The sequence below is a fragment of the Acinetobacter pullicarnis genome (genome assembly GCF_006352475.1).
Classification (GTDB): Bacteria; Pseudomonadota; Gammaproteobacteria; order Pseudomonadales; family Moraxellaceae; genus Acinetobacter; species Acinetobacter pullicarnis.
On the sequence record NZ_VCMZ01000001.1, the window covers coordinates 1,003,671 to 1,020,393 of the forward strand.

Sequence of the window (16,723 nt, forward strand, 5' to 3'; positions counted from 1 at the left end):
TAATGAATAATTTTGAAATAAGACCACAAGAAATATATTTATTAGAACGCTACAGTTCTGCTGAATATTTTAAGCAATTGGTTGGTGCATTTAAAAATATGTTAGATGCCGCAGAACGTGCGCTTGATGTGTTTATATTGGATTTGCCCGATAATTATCGAGATCGACATATATCTGAACAATCTGATGTGGTTTGGGGGGAAATGGTTTTACCAAATTTCAGATCTACAATGGATTCATTGAATTATGGTTATCAGCGGCTGTTAGAGGGAGATCTTTCTGCTTTACAGTATGCAGGCAATGTTCTAACAGATTTCAGGGCTCAAAGGATTGATTTCTGGCCTGACTGGATGGATGAGGATAATTTGGCTTTATTTGATAAATGGCAAGCTAAAGCAAGTAAATTAGCCACAAATATAAAGGCCACTATTTTTGGAAGTTGGCCTATTACTTTTTTAACTGAAAAATATAATTCTGATTATTTAGGTGAATTAAATCTTCCTGAATCTCTACCGATTTATCGTCAACATCCTACTATTTCTATAAAAACAGACGAAACGGTGCCACAAGATGGTTTCTATATCCCCATCATCGCTGATGCATGTGCTCAGTTTATGCTGAAAGGGCATGATGCATCAGAAGCATTGGTTGGGCTAGATGCAGAATATGGTGGAATACAGTATGACCATAAAGAGCCGACTAAATGGATATTAGTTGAACGTATTGCCGATGAAGGAGGAAGCTTGGCAACAATGAACGTAAGCGCATTGAAAGGCTTTGTAGGTCAGAAATGCACTCAATCTGGCAATTGGTGGAGTCTAGCAAATGAATCGCAATCTCGTTATTTTAAACAAGGCGACATTTTTCCTGAAATTAAGAACAATACATGGGGAGAAACGATTTGGTATTTAGAAGTGACAAATAAGGAATAATGTAGATTGATTAACCGTATAGATAAAAATATAGACCGCAAGTTTTATTAAAAGATGATGCTGAAAAATATGGGAAGAAATAAAAAATTAACACGGATTAGTTTTTAAAGTATTTAAAATAATAACTGAAAAGTGAATAAAATGATTTTCAATAATGCCAATCAAATACTAGAAGAGTTTACCGCAGAGCTATTTATTGTTGAAGGTGAGATTACAGACTTAATCACCCGTCAAATCTTAGAGAATTTGAATGCACAAGGACAATCGCATGCCAGTGCAATTGCAGCAGGTTCTACACTATTAGGTCAACTCGGCAGCGCTGCTTTAGCTGGTATTGCTGCCAGTGATGATGGGGTCGACGTCAGTGAGTTTGCGATAGAACTGACTGATCATGCTGGGATGACGCATCTTTTTAAAGGTTGTTTTCCTGAGGTGGTGTTTAAAAAAGGTGATCAGGTCAAAGTCATTGCACACCCCTTTAAAACAGATTATGGCTATGTCTCTGCAATTATTGATATTAAAAATAATTATATATGGACCAGTCAACAAGTAGAAAGAGGTCGTTATAGATATCGAGTTTTTTGTATTAAATCATTTGGACTAATCTGCTTAGTTGGATTGGTATTTATATTTCTATTATTTGGGGTTATTGGTGGTTTTGAATCTCTAAGACATATAGTCACAGTATATTTCTGTGTATTCACTCTATCTCTATCTTTACTTATAGGATGGAGAGTTGGAGCAAGTTTTGATGAGCAAAGCATCGAATTGGAAGCTATTCTTAAAAAGCTAGGATTTTATAAACCAACCATGATGAGTTTAAATAAATATTCTATTTTTTCGACTGAGCCAGCTAATAATCAACTTAATGAGCGTTGGAAAGACTATACCTACCGAATCGATCTTGCTCAAAAAGATGATGCTGAAAAATATGGTAAGAAATAAAAATAATATAAAGGTTTTTACCTTTGCCAGATGCTAGTCAAATAATTAGAAAAAGGACTTAACGCAAAATCAAAAAAATACTTATTTACGTATGCCTATCAATTTTATTGGCCTTGCAGGGGTACTTTGGGATATGGACAGATGAAAATACAAGTTTTGCAGAAAATATGGTTGATCTACAAGGTGGAGATTTAAGGCTTTATCAATCTAAAGGTTTGATGTTTCTATCTTATAGTGAACCTTTAAGAATGGCAGATCAATATAATACTCAAGGTGAAGTAATTGGACGAGGTTTTGCAGAAGAATGGATGAAGGATACTGCTGAATGGTTAAATCGAGATCAAATAAGACTGATTAAAGGCAACTTAAATCAAAAAGCTGAAATTATATTTAGTATCTTTGCACAGAAAGGTAGCTGGTGGACTAATCAGGATTTATCTAAAATTTATATCAGTGTGATTTTTAATGATTATCACAAGCAGGGTGTGATTCCGGTGGATAAAATTTTAGGCAATGCTCGTATCTATAAAATGTTTAAATCAGTTGATAGTGGCTTAAATTTTAAACCAATCCACTGGCCCAAAGCTAGACCTATTATACAGGTTCTATTTGATCAAACGGGGCAATATGGTTATGTAATTGGAGGGAATAGAGAACTCTGGCGTAGCAGTGATGCTGGGGAAACATGGAAGAAAATAGTAATCCCTCAGCAGTGGATACTTAAAGCAGAAACGGATGATGATATATCAAATAATATCGTAAAGACTTTTGATGCCTATTATCTAGATGAAAAAACCAAAATGCTTTATCTATCTTGTTTTAAATACGATCCGAAGCAAAGTAGGAATGAAGTTTATGCTTTGCCTTGGAATGAAGCATTAACGGACATGAATCAGTTAAAACCAATTGTTGTCATTGCTGATGTATATATTACTGCGATCCAATCTGCGCCTGAGCAAGGTCTTTATTTATTAACAGAGAAATTCGATTTTTCTGATTTTAATTTACAGTCGAATAAAAAGTCTGCTCAATTCATTTATCTATCTAAAGATAAAAAGCAGCATTTGGTGGAGCTTGGTGATCGCTTAATGTTGGGGCATTTATACCAAGGGAAAGATGGTGTGCTGGTTATTGTCGGTTCGAAAGTATCTGAAAGTTATTTACGTTTTGAGGATATGTATTTGATCAGTACGGATCAAGGTCAAAGCTGGTCATTTCATAACAATGAGTCCAGTGCTACTGGGCAAACGTTTGATACACAGACCAACCGATTATGGAAACTCGAAAACGCTAAGTTATATTCCAAGCAATTGGATTAATTCATCTTATTCTACGCAAGTACACGACAGATGTGATTAGACCCAACATTCTATTGTCTATTTTTAGTTACTACCCAAAAGTTAAGCCATTATTGCGCCATTGAGCTTATCAGCATCAAGTGAGTTTGCAAATAATGTCGAATACGATGCGCCATGCATCACCAAATCAAATCAATATCCCGACCCAGTGTAAAGTAAGTTAATTTATATTGATGAGCGTATTTTATATTTCTTTTCGAGTTTATGCGTTTGATTTTTAATTTTAGTATCTGACCATCCCTCCCAGACTGTAAAGTATTAAAGTGAATATCATAAACATCATTCCTAAGGTGATAACAATTTCAATAATTCGCATGATTTTCTCTTATTTTATTATGTTTCTAATATTAAACAAACAGTACAAGCCATTTCAGTCTAGCAGGTTTTTTTTAGACCTCAAGGTGCTATAAAATATAATGTTTTTAAATGTTTCCTAAATACTTGTATGTATTTGTTTTTATATGTATTTACTTGTTACAAAAATATATTCTGATGAGGTTCTCTCAGAAATAGGCGAGTAGATTGAGCTTGAAGTGAATTCAAGCGCATGATTCAGTTGGTTAAAATCGAATGGTTCGTGTGTTTAAAGCGGAGTCATTGCGAATGCATTGGATTGCAACCGAGATGTTGAATAGGCGGTAGGGTCGACCACAGTCTTTTGCGCTAACATCAACTGTCTGAGTAATTGTGCTGATGCAGGCCCCATACATAATCCATTGCGATAATGGCCAAAATTGGCCCACAGATTATCAAGTTCTGGCATTTTCCCGATGTACGGAATGCCATCTGGAGAACCCGGCCTTAAACCAGCCCATTGTTGCACAATCGGAAATTGAGCGAGTTCTGGAACCATTTCAATACTGGCTTTTAAAATACTGGCACGGACTTCGACTTGGGGCGTCGTATCAAAACCACGATGTTGAACGCTAGAACCACAAACCACATGACCATCTTGGCGTGGGATCAAGTACATCACCCGGTGCATACACATGGTAGGAAGCCAGTTTTTTGGGGTTTTAAACAACAACATTTGTCCTTGCACAGGTGTCACAGGGATTTCCAATTGCAGCTGTTCTGACCAATGCCCTGACCAAGCCCCCGTTGTGATTACAAACTGATCTGCCTGAAAAGTCTGTCCTGTGGTGCTGCGAATAGCATGGACGCGGTCGGCTTTGATTACAAAATCGTGAATGGATTGCTGATGATGAAATTGCACGCGAGGGTGTTGTGCTAAATAGCAAAATAATGATTTGAGTAAGCGTGGATTGCGGATATTAGACAGTTCAGGGAAATAGATGGCTTGTTTAAATTGACTTGAGACACGTGGATTGAGTTGCTGTAAACGAGTATTGGCCACAGAGTGACATTGTTGCATGGGTTCTTGATAACGGTCTTTATAGGCAAGACCTTGCTTAAAATCATCCTCATCAAAAATTAGCATGCCAGTATGGTGTATTTGGAAGTCAATGCCTGTCGTTTCAACCAGTTGCTGATTCCACGCTTGGTAAGCTTCTTTACCAAACTGTGCCAGTTGATTCACAGCAGTCGGGTAGCGCCACGGGTACATTGGCGAAAGAATACCACCACCTGCCCATGAGGCTGATTGATTTGCGTGTTGTTGATCAAAAATACTGACGGAACAGCCCTGTTCTACAAGTTCTAAAGCAGATAACAGACCACTAACGCCTGCTCCAATTATGGCGATATGCATCATGCACTCAATTTAAAGATGGATGAGAATAAATCAGATCGTGATGAACCCTAGGATTCATCACCTGAAGTGTATTACATCGAAGGTAGGTGTTTAGCGTGCAGCATTGATCATGCGTGCAGCATCTTCCGCAAAGTAAGTCCAGATCCCATCAGCGCCAGCACGACGGAAGCAAAGTAGAGACTCTAAAATCACTTGTTCAGACAACCAACCATTTTGAATGGCGCCTGCCAACATGGCGTATTCACCACTGACTTGGTAGACAAAGGTTGGAATACCAAAGGTGTCTTTGACTTCACGAACGATGTCTAAATAAGGCATGCCTGGTTTGACAATCACCATGTCCGCGCCTTCTTGAATATCGAGTGCGATTTCATGTAAGGCTTCGGCACGGTTGCCGACATCCATTTGGTAGGTGTTTTTATTGGCACCTTTTAAGTTGCTGGCTGAACCAACCGCATCACGGAATGGACCATAAAAATTAGATGCATATTTAGCAGAATAAGCCATGATACTGGTATCAATAAAGCCATTGGCTTCTAGGGCTTGACGTACAGCACCGACCCGACCATCCATCATATCACTCGGTGCGAATACATCTGCACCCGCTTCAGCATGACTTAAGGCTTGTTGAATTAAGCAGTCAACGGTTTCATCGTTGAGGACATAACCGCTTTCATCGAGGATGCCATCTTGACCATGTGTGGTATAGGGATCAAGTGCACCATCTGTAATCAATACCATCTCAGGTAATTCTTTTTTAAGCAGTCGTAGTGTATTTTGTACGAGGCCATCTGCACGCCAAGCGGCTTCAGCTGTTAAACTCTTGTCCGCTTGAGGGGTAACGGGGAATAATGCCAACTTAGATACACCAAGTTCCATCAGCGTTTCAGCTTTTTTCAAAAGTAAATCTGCTGATAAACGCTGGACATTCGGCATACTTGGAATATCTTGGCATTGATTTTGCCCCGGTAAAACGAAGACCGGATAAATAAGATGATCTGTTGTGAGGTGAGTTTCTCTCACCATTGCTCTGAGTTGGTCATTCTTACGAATACGACGCATACGAGTGGCAGGAAAAGCGGGACGATTAAACGCATAAGTCATAACAATCTCGATGTTCGGTATTTAAACTTGCCCGTATTGTAGCCCCCTAAATCAGTTTTTTGTGAGAAAGCCGGGTGTTTTTTCACACTTTAGAGAGTTTGAGTGTTTTATGAGTGAATCGCAAAAGAAATGGACTGGCAATCTTCATCTCGGTACAAAAGCTGATCTGGATGTCGTCCTCAATCAATTAACCCTCGCCTTTAATACGTCGCCTTATTTCTCCCATAATGCGATGCAGATGCGTGTTGTTGAGGGGCAGATCGAAGGTTATATCGAGATGCAACCCTTTTTGATTGGTAATATCGCCTTTCAAATTTTGCATGGTGGTGTTGCTGCAACATTGCTAGATAGTATTGGCGGCATTGTCGCAATGGCCGAGTTATATCAAAAGGCTGCGCCAGAGGAGTTGCCAGATACTTTGAAAAAAGTTTCTCGATTGGCGACAGTTGATATGCGTGTCGATTATTTGGCGCCTGGTCGTGGTCAGTATTTTGTGGCTAAAGCTGAGACTTTACGTATGGGGCGTAAAGGCTGCACCATGCGTATGACCATGTTTAATGACGAAGGCAAAGCGATTGCAACCGCGATTGCATCCTACGCCTATTAACTATGTCTATTAATCATGTCTATTAGTTTAGATTTTTCAAAGCAGTGTTTAAAAAATCCATAATATTCATTTTTATGGATTTTTTTTTGACTTGGTTTTAATGGTCTGATTATTCAAAATAAACCAGTGCGTCATGATTTTATTCTCATATAATGATTTTTGGTTGTAAACTTAAGCGACATTCTTTTTAGAATAAAGCACTACTCATTTCAATACGTTAAAGCAAATACTGCCGATTTCACTCTTTTATAATGGTCATTTTATCGTGTGACTTTAGGGTGAAGTGATGGATATGAGCAGTCTAAAGTAGGAATAGGCGATGACAGGTACTCAACACGTGAATGATGATCAAAATCAAGTAGAAACACTCAATAATAATTCAAATATGAAAACCAAGCGCAAAAAACTTCTCACTATCGTTGCTGTAATTATCATTGTGATGGCGATCATTTACGCAATTTATAGCTTCATTTTTGCTGGCAGTGTCAACACAGACAATGCCTATGTTGGTGCTGAAACTGCAGAAATCACTTCGATGGTCACAGGGCAAGTGGCTGAGGTTAGAGTCCGTGATACCCAAATAGTGAAAAAGGGTGACCTGTTAGCATTGATTGATCCACGTGATGCACAAATTGGTTTGGCGCAAGCCGAAGCAGAGCTGGCCAAAGCCAAACGTCAATACACTCAAAGCTTTGCCAATAGTAGCTCACTAACTTCTCAAGTTCTGGTGAGTAGTGATGACATTAATAGTGCCAAAGCGCAAGTGGCGCAGGCACAGGTTAAAGTTGATCAGGTCCAAGACGAGTTAAGTCGTCGGGTGAAACTGGATGCATCGGGTGCGATTTCAAAAGAAGAACTGGCCACAGCCAAGAGTGCATTGAACACAGCCAAGGCCAATCTTGATGTCTCTAAAGCTGTTTTGGCACAAGCAGAATCTAAACGTCATGCTGCGCAAAGTAATTTAGCAGCCAATGAAGCCTTGATTAAAGGTGCAGATCAATCAACAGCGCCCGATGTATTGGTGGCACAAACCCGAGTTGATCAGGCCAAACTTGATTTGCAACGTACTGAAATTAAAGCGCCGTTGGATGGCGTAATTGCCAGACGTAATATTCAAGTGGGGCAGCGCATTGCTCCAGGTACGGCTTTGATGTTAATCGTACCAATCTCACAATTGTATGTCGATGCCAACTTTAAAGAGAGCCAGTTGGAACAAGTGCGCGTTGGGCAGAAAGTCACGCTTACCTCTGATTTATATGGCAAAGATGTTGAATATCATGGCACCGTTGTCGGCTTTTCGGGCGGGACAGGATCAGCCTTTGCTTTGATTCCCGCACAGAATGCCACAGGAAACTGGATTAAAGTGGTGCAACGCTTACCCGTACGAATTCAACTGGATGCCAAAGAATTAGCCCAACACCCACTACGTGTGGGATTGTCGATGGATGCGACGATCGATACACGTTCGAAGTAAACGCTGATGAATAATACAGCGATTTATGGCGACCTAAAAGGCGGGAAACTACTGCTTGCGGCCTTTGTTTTGGCCTTGGCAAATTTCATGGTGGTGCTCGACATGACCATCGCCAATGTTTCTGTGCCGCATATTACTGGAAGTTTAGCAGTCTCAAGTTCTCAAGGAACTTGGGTGATCACCTCTTATGCAGTCGCCGAGGCGATTTGTGTGCCTTTAACTGGATGGCTCACTGCACGCTTTGGCGCAGTTCGAGTTTTTAGTACCTGTTTACTTGGCTTTACGATTTTCTCGATATTGTGTGGGCTCTCTACGGGTTTAGCTATGTTGGTGATCTGCCGTATTGGTCAAGGCATATTCGGTGGGCCAATCATGCCACTCAGCCAAATGTTGTTGATGCGCATTTTCCCACCGGAAAAGCATGGGCAGGCGATGGGGCTTTGGGCAATGACCACGGTGGTTGGTCCAATTTTAGGACCAATTTTGGGCGGTACCATCAGTGATAATCTCTCTTGGCACTGGATTTTCTTTATCAATATTCCTGTCGGTATCTTCTGTGCCGTGGCTGCAATGCGTCTGCTTAAACCAGCTGAAACTGCAATTGAAAAACTCAAAATAGACAGTATTGGGTTGGCTTTACTGATTATCTGGATTGGTTCGCTGCAATTAATCCTAGATTTGGGACATGATCATGATTGGTTTAACAGCGGTCTAATTGTCAGTTTGGCGATTATTGCATTGATCGGGTTTGTGGTGTTTATCATTTGGGAGATGACCGAAGAACATCCCGTGGTAAATATTAAAATCTTTAAATACCGAGGTTTTACCGTAGCAACCATTGCCTTGGCATTTGGTTTCGGTGCCTTCTTTGGCAGTATTGTACTGATTCCACAATGGCTGCAAATCAATTTAGGTTATACCGCAACTTGGGCCGGTTATCTCACTGCGACGATGGGCATCGGTAGCCTGACCATGTCACCCATCGTTGCGAAACTTTCGGGCAAATATGATCAGCGTGCCTTGGCTTGTTTCGGATTAATTCTATTGTCAGGGGTCACCTTAATGCGGGCCTTCTGGACCAGCAATGCTGACTTTATGGCCTTGGCTTGGCCACAGATTATTCAGGGTTTTGCTGTTCCATTTTTCTTTATCCCATTGACCAATATGGCATTGGCCTCAGTACGACCAGAGGAGATTGCCTCGGCAGCGGGATTGATGAATTTCTTGCGAACCATGGCAGGGGCAATCGGTGCTTCAATTGCAGTCACTTTTTGGGATGATCATGCCAAAGTCGCACGTAGTGAAATGGTGTCGAGTATGCATATTCAGGACAGTCAACAAGCGCTTGTTGGCAGTGGTATGAGTCCTGAAATGGCATTGGGAGCGATATCTGGAATGGTCGATAGAGAAGCCTTAACGTTATCAGTGAATCATGTGTTTTTAATCTTTGCATTGATCTTCTTATTTGCAAGCCTGTTGATTTGGCTCTGCCCTAGACCGAAACGAACGGTTGGCTTGGATCAGATGCATTGATCTTCAGCATCTTTCTTGCAGTTGGGTTAAACGACTAAACTGTAAGAAAGATGCTGTTACGGTGTGCGTTTGGTGGGATGGCGGGAGTTGAACCCGCGTCCACCAAAGAAATATGTTTTTGCGTTTTAATTAAGCATCCGACTTGGCGCGTTTAAGTGCCGATGACCATTCTGCCAATCGGACTTGGCGTTGATCCTCATTCATTTGTGGTTCAAAGGCACGGTCAAGCTGCCAAGACTGACGTATCTCATCTAAATTTGAAAAGACGCCAATACGTAGACCTGCCATGGCTGCTGCGCCCCATGCGGTTGATTCCAAAAGTTTAGGACGTAGTACCGGAACATTGAGTAAGTCGGCTTGAAACTGCATCAACATATCATTGCCACTGGCACCACCATCCACTCTTAACTCTTTTAAGGGTTTGGCAATATCGGATTGCATCGCGGTTAAAACATCAGATACTTGAAAAGCAATTGATTCCAAGGCTGCCCGTGCAATATGCGCTTTATGGGTTCCGCGTGACATGCCGCATAACAGGGCACGTGCTTCGCTGTCCCAATGTGGCGCTCCCAATCCTGTAAAGGCGGGCACCAAAACCACGCCCTCTGTACTTTTGACCTGATTGGCTAAAGCTTCAACTTCATTGCTATGTTTAATAATGCCTAGACCATCACGTAGCCATTGTACAATGGCACCCGCCATAAACACGCTGCCTTCAAGCGCATAGCGTTGCTGCTGTTGGCATTGCCAAGCCAGTGTGCTGAGCAATTGATTGTGACTGTATTTGATTTCAGCACCAGTATTTAACAGCATAAAACAGCCTGTGCCATAGGTGTTTTTGGCCGTACCTTCATCGAAGCAAGATTGCCCAAATAGCGCCGCTTGCTGATCGCCTAAAATACCGGTGATGGGAATGGTTGCACCCAACAAGCCGGGTGCTGTATCACTGATATAGCAGTCTGAACTGATAATTTTGGGTAAAACTGACGTTGGAATATTAAAAAGTTGCAGTAGTTCTTCATCCCAAGTCTGCGTTTTTAAATTCATCAACATGGTGCGTGAGGCATTGCTCATTTCAATTACATGCTCGGCACCTTGCGTCAGATTCCAGATCAACCAACTATCGATGGTGCCAAAAGCCACACGACCTTGTTCGGCTAGCGCACGTAGCCCTTCAATGTTATCGAGTAACCAGACTAATTTTCCAGCACTAAAATAGGGGTCAACTTTAAGCCCTGTTTTTTGATGAATTTTATCGTGATGATTTTGCTCGATCAGCTGGTTGCACCACGTGGCGGCACGACGATCTTGCCAAACAATGGCAGGGGCGAGTGGGCGTCCTGTTTGTCTATCCCAAATCACCGTGGTTTCACGTTGATTGGTTAGGCCCATTGCTTTGATATCTTTGGCTAATATACGTGCAGAAGCCATTGCCTGCTGAACCACTGAAATTTGCGTGGTCCAAATTTCCTGTGCATCTTGTTCCACCCAACCGGAATGTGGTGTTTTTATTTGAATCTCTCTTTGCGCCGTGGCATGGACTTTGCCATGCTCATCAAAAATAATTGCTCGGCTAGAGGTGGTGCCTTGGTCGAGTGCAAGTAGATAGCTCATATGTTGTTATTCTTGCAGTGATAAACGACTGATTTTAGCGTATTTGGCAGGCAAGTCGAATCGATTTTCTATGCGGCAGCGAATAATTGTGCGATTGGCGAGGAAAAGTGTCGTATTTTTCAATAAATCTGTTATGATGCACGGGTACTATATGGGGATGTTTTTGGCTTCGACGCTGATGATGAAGCTTATAGATGCATGCCGAGAGCGCATTTCCTCTCGTAAATCAAATTTGCATTTTTTTAGTCGCAAACGACGAATCTTACGCTCTAGCTGCCTAAGGGCAGCTTGTCCGACTCACTGAATACTTGTGGTTAGTGAATCCGACTGAAGCGCACGCACACAAGTCCGTATAAAGTCAAGCCTTGGGGCTTTATACCAAACTAAGAGGATCGCGCTTTGTACCCTGTTCGTCGGGTCACAAAGGGTTAAAATAATTGACGATATCTAAGCATGTAGTATTCTCGAGTGTAGTGTTGGCGGACGCGGGTTCAACTCCCGCCATCTCCACCAAATTCCTAATCCAGTGCAGTCTGACTGGATGTAAAAAAGCCTTAAATCTTAATGATTTAGGGCTTTTTTATTGGCTAAAAATAAACGAATATAATTGGCTATACGGGAGACATGCTGTATATAAGACCATCCATGAGCATCATCCTAGATCCGGTGAATGCCAACAAAGTCGGCATGAATTTTAGCAGCACGTTCAATCGGATGCAGTTGATTGGCTTCATGTGTATACCAATCGATAAACTGCGCCATTTTGTCATTTAATAAGGTGTGGTCAGGTGGCGTTATAGAAGCACCAGGGATCAATGCATTTTGTTGTCTATAACGTCCCGCATTTTCATCATCGATATTTATAAAATCAGTTGATGGATATTCCGAATTTACCATTCAGAGAACGGCACTTATTTGCGAATAATATCGTCTACGTAATAAATCACATCATGGTGGTTAATCGCTTCAAAATGTTCACGTCATGCTTTACCACCAACGGTAATGCCTTCAAGCACCACCTTGGTTTCGAGTAAGGTGAGGGTATTACCTTCAATCGCATTGGAATGATAGGTCCAACGTAAGATCAGATCTTCTTGTAGATTTTTAACGATTGCAGGAGGAAGCGGATGCTGCTGATCTAATTTTTGTTTTAATACATCAATGGCATCAAACATTTATCTGTCTCTACAATCCATAATTCAATAGGGAATAACCATACATAAAAACAAGGCATAAGCTGTAAAGATAAGGTGATGAGCTGGCATTACTTTTAAAATCACCCTAAGCTGACAGATTGATTATGGTGGCTGTATGGGCACTGTGTTCGCTTGGGGTGAAATCTAACAATAAGTAGAAAAGTGATTTTAAAGGATGAATGATGCAAAACAATAAAATAATATTTCTCCCCCTGATACTGAGTTTGGCAGCCTGTCAGCCAGCGAATCAGCAAATAGCAGACAAAGATAAACAGTCTTCTGCACCATCTACAGCGCTGGCAGAAGCAAATTTAGGTAGTTTAGCAAGCTGTAAGCAATATTCAGGCTTACCTCCGCAATGGATGAAATCAGATACCGCAGGAATGATCCATGTTCAGGGTGGAGCTTTCGAAATGGGTAACAATAATGGCTATCCAGAAGAAAAGTCTCTCATCAACAGTCAACGCCAAGTTGATGATTTTTATATGGATGTGACGGAAGTGACCAATGCACAATTTGAGCAATTTGTTCAGGCGACCAGCTATGTGACTGAGGCGGAGAAAAACAATGAAGCGGCTGTTTTTGTACAGCCTACGCAACTGAGCAAAGATTTGGCGTGGTGGACACTTGAAAAAGGTATTTCATGGCGCTATCCGTGGGGCAAAGGTGCCGAACGAAAAATCCTAGCCAATGAGCCAGTACGTTATATTACCTTAAAAGATGCGCTTGCTTATGCCACGTGGTTAGACCGTGATTTGCCTACAGAAGAACAATGGGAATATGCCGCGAAAGGTTTTGCTCAGGAACGAGATGTGGTTGCCAACCATAAGGGTAATCATATTAATGCCAATGTTTGGCAGGGTGAGTTTCCGTATCGCAATGCAGTGGAAGATGGATTTTTAGATGTTGCACCAGTCGGTTGTTTTGCTGCAAATCCTTTTGGGTTGTACGACAGCATCGGCAATGTTTGGGAATATACCAGCGGTCCTTTTCAAGGTAGCCATGATGATCATCATGGAAATCATCAACAACTTGCTCAGCAAAAAGAGAAAAACGCTAATTTCTATACCATCAAAGGTGGTTCTTATCTATGTGCGGATAATTACTGTGCTCGCTACAGAGCAACCGCGCGCCAAGCGCAAGAGGCTGATCTTGCAATGAGTCATGTTGGTTTTAGAACTGTTAAAAACATAAAGCCATAATCTAAACATTAAAAATTGTGCGAAGTTCGATTAAAAACCACTAATGCTATTAATTATCATTTGCAATTGTGGTTTTGGTGCGTATTATGGTATTAGGGTTTTGACTGTATGTTTAATTTTCACGTTGGTCATTACGCTTGAATTCAATGCATTACACCAGAGTAATACGAAACAATGAACCAAATGAAAATGCTCTTTCTGAGTTATATGCTGCTGCAGATGTCATTTATGATGATCTTACCGATCATTGGACCTGTGGTACGGACCCAAGGTTTACAAGAATGGCATGCTGGCTTGATCGTCAGTTTATCGGGATTACTTTGGATGCTCACCGCCAAATTCTGGGGCAGAAAGAGTGATCATCTGGGCCGTAAAAAAGTTTTTCTCCCTTTAACGATAGGTTTTTTTGTGAGCTATTTTCTATGGGCAATCTTCATTGCGTATAGCTTACAAAATACGCTGAGTATCGTGGTGATTTTAGTCGGCATGGTGCTGTTACGTTGTGTTAATGCTGCATTCTTCTCAGGTATTAACCCGATTGTGGTCGGTTATATTGCAGATCATTATCAAGGGGAGCAACGTGCGGGCTACTTGGCGGGCATGGGTGCTGTTGCTGGTGTAGCGCTGTTTATCGGGCCATTTATTGGTGGGGTACTGGTCAATACCAGTTTAAGTCTGCCATTTTATTTTGCTGCCGTACTCCCACTGATCGCCTCAGGCTTGGTGATGTTTAAGGTCAAAGAAAGTCCGCGAATCATTCAACAGGACAGTGCAAAGCCTGTCAATTTAAAAATGAGCGATCCACGGGTACGTTTTAGCGTATTGATGATGTTCTTGGCCATGAACTGTATTTTGACCTTTAACATGTGTATCGGTTTTTATAGTTACGATCATCTACAACTCAGTAGTCAACAACAAGGGGCATCGATTGCCGGCATGACCTTAAGTGCGGTTGGTTTGACCCTCATTATTGTGCAAATTGCACTGTCGAAGTTAAAGCCCAAACGTCATTTCCGCTGCCTCGCCATTGGCATCCTGTTTATGGCAGTCGGTACGCTGAGTTTAACCCTGACCCACGGTCTATTCCTCTTTGTTTTCAGTGCCGTATTGATTGGTGTTGGTGGTGGCATGATTTTACCGATGGTTAATATTATCACTGCAAATCGGGTTGACGCACATGAACAAGGGGCGGCATCCGGGTTGATTTCTGCAGCACAAGGCTTGGCGATGATGATCACCCCGTTGTTTGCCACGGCCTTATACCATACTCAAAACGAATTGCCGTATTGGATTGCAGCACTGTTGCTGCTTAGCATTTTGTTGATCTTGCCAAAAATGATGCGAAATGAAAAAGTTGAGCTCGCTGCAATACAAGCTTAAGCCTGTTTTAAATGTTTTTTAAATATTGGAAAAAATAGAATGAATACATTGACTCAAGCCCATGTAGATCACACTGACTTGTTAGAACAAGATGATCATATGCAGGACATGCAACATACCCAAATGACGGTGACTGCAATCACGCAGCCATTTCCAAGTATTGTTCGAGTTAAAGCCAAGCTAAATCAATTCAATCCTACGGCATGGCAGCGCCCAAATCTTGCGATTCGACTAGAAGTTGAAGCTGGTGAGAAACGACCAATTTCACGGGTTTATACAGTGCGTAGTTATGATGCACAAAGCAATGAAATTGAAGTTGATTTTGTCAAGCATCACACTGATAGTCCTGCAATGCGTTGGTTGAATCAAGCGCAGATCGGCAGTGAAATTAGCCTGACAGGGCCGCGTCCACACGATTTACCAAATTATAGTGAAGCGGATGCAGCGCAGCAAAAACAGGTGCTGATGTTTGCCGATGATACCGCTATTCCTGCGCTTTATAGCCTATTGCAACAATGGCCAGTGGGACAACAAGCTACGGTTTTTGTGGAGAGTTTTGAAGCGGATATTTTGTCTGAATTGCCAGAAGTGGATGGCGTGAAAATCCATTTATTTTTACAGAGTGATGATATCGAAACCACGCAGCCGCATGCATTGATTGATGCCGCAAAAGCCTTGGCACCATCTCAAGCGATTACCGTATGGGCCGCCTGTGAACGTCAACAAGCACGTCAATTACGTCAATATTTTTTAAATGATTATGGTCTAGAAAAAGCGGATATGCATGCATTTGCCTATTGGAAAAAAGGCGTCAGCAGCAGTGAAATTGATGAGGTACGTCTGAAGCACTATGCAGGCTTACGTCAGCAAGGGGATGGTTTAAAAGAGTTTGATGACCTTGATATGCCGATTTGATGGACGAGTGATTACAGTGATTAAATTTAATTAATTAGATGATTGAGGTCAAACTACGTCTGGCCTCAATTTCCAAATTTGATGTTGTCGTCTAGGATTTATAGACCGTAAATTGGCAGTCGTCTAATTGTCTTCACGCTGTATAAAATTAAATAAACCAAAAAATTGATTATAGTAACGATTCTCATTATCGTGATTGAAGTTTTATTTTGATACTTTCTAGCCATATCACTCAAGTCAACGCGAATGCAGATGAAAAGCATCTATTTGCACTGCTCTATCAAGCGCACTATACCTGGCTGTATTATTGGCTCTTAAAAAGAGTTGAGGGCGTGGCGCAGGCTGAAGATGTGGTGCAAGATACCTTTGTGAAAATTTTGCGTGCTGGTAATGTTTTAAATATTCAACAACCGAAATCATTTCTGATTAAAACAGCAACACGGGTCATCATCGATCAAAAAAGAAGAAAAGTAATTGAGCAAGCGTATTTGGATTATTTACAGCTAAATAGTCAACCTTATGATGAGGCCGATCCAGAACAGATTGTACTCGCAATAGAAACCTTAGACCGAATCGCTTTGATGCTGAATGGCTTGCCAGAACGGGCAAGAAATGTATTTTTAGCACGTTATTTAGATGGCCATCAACAAACAAAAATTGCAACTGATCTTGGGATTTCACATCGTACCGTACAACTCGATTTAGTCAAAGCATTGCAGCATTGCGATGTGATTTTAACGGCATCCTAA

13 protein-coding genes, 1 other RNA gene and 1 pseudogene are annotated in these 16,723 nt (G+C 41.5%); 11 read left to right on the forward strand and 4 right to left on the reverse strand.

The genetic code is table 11. The features are described 5' to 3' along the window. Window positions 1-2 precede the first annotated feature (2 nt). The 3 genes from FD716_RS04240 (at window position 3) to FD716_RS04250 (ending at window position 3,196) form a co-directional block, all read left to right on the forward strand. Complete coding sequence (locus FD716_RS04240; protein ID WP_139851115.1) at window positions 3-932, forward strand: hypothetical protein; 930 nt, start codon at window positions 3-5, stop codon at window positions 930-932. 141 nt (window positions 933-1,073) lie between these two features. Then, the gene (locus tag FD716_RS04245) at window positions 1,074-1,877 is read left to right on the forward strand and encodes a putative type VI secretion system effector (RefSeq protein ID WP_139851116.1); all 804 of its coding nucleotides are present in this window, start codon (window positions 1,074-1,076) and stop codon (window positions 1,875-1,877) included. Between the two features lie 167 nt (window positions 1,878-2,044). After that, the gene (locus FD716_RS04250) at window positions 2,045-3,196 is read left to right on the forward strand and encodes a beta propeller repeat protein (protein ID WP_139851117.1); all 1,152 of its coding nucleotides are present in this window, start codon (window positions 2,045-2,047) and stop codon (window positions 3,194-3,196) included. A gap of 622 nt (window positions 3,197-3,818) precedes the next feature. Here the strand turns inward: FD716_RS04250 and thiO are convergent. Further along, complete coding sequence (gene thiO / locus FD716_RS04255; RefSeq protein WP_407641864.1) at window positions 3,819-4,949, reverse strand: glycine oxidase ThiO; 1,131 nt, start codon at window positions 4,947-4,949, stop codon at window positions 3,819-3,821. A 90-nt stretch (window positions 4,950-5,039) separates the two neighbouring features. Further along, entirely contained in the window at window positions 5,040-6,053 is a 1,014-nt protein-coding gene (hemB, locus tag FD716_RS04260) for a porphobilinogen synthase (protein WP_139851119.1), read from the reverse strand. Between the two features lie 109 nt (window positions 6,054-6,162). Here hemB and FD716_RS04265 point away from each other — a divergent pair, with 109 nt between their 5' ends. The 3 genes from FD716_RS04265 to FD716_RS04275 all read left to right on the forward strand — a co-directional run bounded on the left by FD716_RS04265 (window position 6,163) and on the right by FD716_RS04275 (window position 9,667). Continuing rightward, window positions 6,163-6,660 (forward strand): thioesterase family protein, encoded by a 498-nt coding sequence (locus FD716_RS04265; protein ID WP_139851120.1) that lies wholly within the window; start codon window positions 6,163-6,165, stop codon window positions 6,658-6,660. A 337-nt stretch (window positions 6,661-6,997) separates the two neighbouring features. Next, a complete protein-coding gene (locus FD716_RS04270) occupies window positions 6,998-8,134 on the forward strand; it encodes an HlyD family efflux transporter periplasmic adaptor subunit (RefSeq protein WP_407641915.1) in 1,137 nt (378 codons plus the stop codon). 6 nt (window positions 8,135-8,140) lie between these two features. Further along, the gene (locus FD716_RS04275) at window positions 8,141-9,667 is read left to right on the forward strand and encodes a DHA2 family efflux MFS transporter permease subunit (RefSeq protein WP_139851122.1); all 1,527 of its coding nucleotides are present in this window, start codon (window positions 8,141-8,143) and stop codon (window positions 9,665-9,667) included. Between the two features lie 129 nt (window positions 9,668-9,796). On the opposite strand, the gene glpK is transcribed toward FD716_RS04275, so the two are convergent. Continuing rightward, window positions 9,797-11,281 (reverse strand): glycerol kinase GlpK, encoded by a 1,485-nt coding sequence (gene glpK / locus FD716_RS04280; protein WP_139851123.1) that lies wholly within the window; start codon window positions 11,279-11,281, stop codon window positions 9,797-9,799. Window positions 11,282-11,434: 153 nt separating this feature from the next. On the opposite strand from glpK, the gene ssrA reads away from it, so the two are divergent. Further along, window positions 11,435-11,794: a transfer-messenger RNA gene (ssrA, locus tag FD716_RS04285) on the forward strand. Window positions 11,795-11,947: 153 nt separating this feature from the next. Here ssrA and FD716_RS04290 read toward each other — a convergent pair. Next, window positions 11,948-12,456 (reverse strand): annotated as a pseudogene (locus FD716_RS04290) (Fic family protein); the annotation flags it as partial. Between the two features lie 203 nt (window positions 12,457-12,659). Here FD716_RS04290 and FD716_RS04295 point away from each other — a divergent pair. The 4 genes from FD716_RS04295 (at window position 12,660) to FD716_RS04310 (ending at window position 16,723) form a co-directional block, all read left to right on the forward strand. Beyond that, window positions 12,660-13,679: an SUMF1/EgtB/PvdO family nonheme iron enzyme gene (locus FD716_RS04295; protein WP_139851124.1), complete on the forward strand. Its 1,020-nt coding sequence runs from the start codon at window positions 12,660-12,662 to the stop codon at window positions 13,677-13,679. Between the two features lie 183 nt (window positions 13,680-13,862). Beyond that, window positions 13,863-15,059: an MFS transporter gene (locus FD716_RS04300; RefSeq protein ID WP_228714902.1), complete on the forward strand. Its 1,197-nt coding sequence runs from the start codon at window positions 13,863-13,865 to the stop codon at window positions 15,057-15,059. A gap of 39 nt (window positions 15,060-15,098) precedes the next feature. After that, the gene (locus tag FD716_RS04305; protein ID WP_139851126.1) at window positions 15,099-15,974 is read left to right on the forward strand and encodes a siderophore-interacting protein; all 876 of its coding nucleotides are present in this window, start codon (window positions 15,099-15,101) and stop codon (window positions 15,972-15,974) included. A gap of 209 nt (window positions 15,975-16,183) precedes the next feature. Continuing rightward, window positions 16,184-16,723 (forward strand): sigma-70 family RNA polymerase sigma factor, encoded by a 540-nt coding sequence (locus FD716_RS04310; RefSeq protein ID WP_171476985.1) that lies wholly within the window; start codon window positions 16,184-16,186, stop codon window positions 16,721-16,723.

What these genes read in the sequence shown, in the direction of transcription:
- FD716_RS04240 (WP_139851115.1), top strand. Translation starts at nt 3, where the DNA reads ATGAATAATTTTGAAATAAGACCACAAGAAATATATTTATTAGAACGC.
- FD716_RS04245 (WP_139851116.1), top strand. Translation starts at nt 1,074, where the DNA reads ATGATTTTCAATAATGCCAATCAAATACTAGAAGAGTTTACCGCAGAG.
- FD716_RS04250 (WP_139851117.1), top strand. Translation starts at nt 2,045, where the DNA reads ATGGTTGATCTACAAGGTGGAGATTTAAGGCTTTATCAATCTAAAGGT.
- thiO (WP_407641864.1), bottom strand. Translation starts at nt 4,949, where the DNA reads ATGATGCATATCGCCATAATTGGAGCAGGCGTTAGTGGTCTGTTATCT.
- hemB (WP_139851119.1), bottom strand. Translation starts at nt 6,053, where the DNA reads ATGACTTATGCGTTTAATCGTCCCGCTTTTCCTGCCACTCGTATGCGT.
- FD716_RS04265 (WP_139851120.1), top strand. Translation starts at nt 6,163, where the DNA reads ATGAGTGAATCGCAAAAGAAATGGACTGGCAATCTTCATCTCGGTACA.
- FD716_RS04275 (WP_139851122.1), top strand. Translation starts at nt 8,141, where the DNA reads ATGAATAATACAGCGATTTATGGCGACCTAAAAGGCGGGAAACTACTG.
- glpK (WP_139851123.1), bottom strand. Translation starts at nt 11,281, where the DNA reads ATGAGCTATCTACTTGCACTCGACCAAGGCACCACCTCTAGCCGAGCA.
- FD716_RS04295 (WP_139851124.1), top strand. Translation starts at nt 12,660, where the DNA reads ATGCAAAACAATAAAATAATATTTCTCCCCCTGATACTGAGTTTGGCA.
- FD716_RS04300 (WP_228714902.1), top strand. Translation starts at nt 13,863, where the DNA reads ATGAAAATGCTCTTTCTGAGTTATATGCTGCTGCAGATGTCATTTATG.
- FD716_RS04305 (WP_139851126.1), top strand. Translation starts at nt 15,099, where the DNA reads ATGAATACATTGACTCAAGCCCATGTAGATCACACTGACTTGTTAGAA.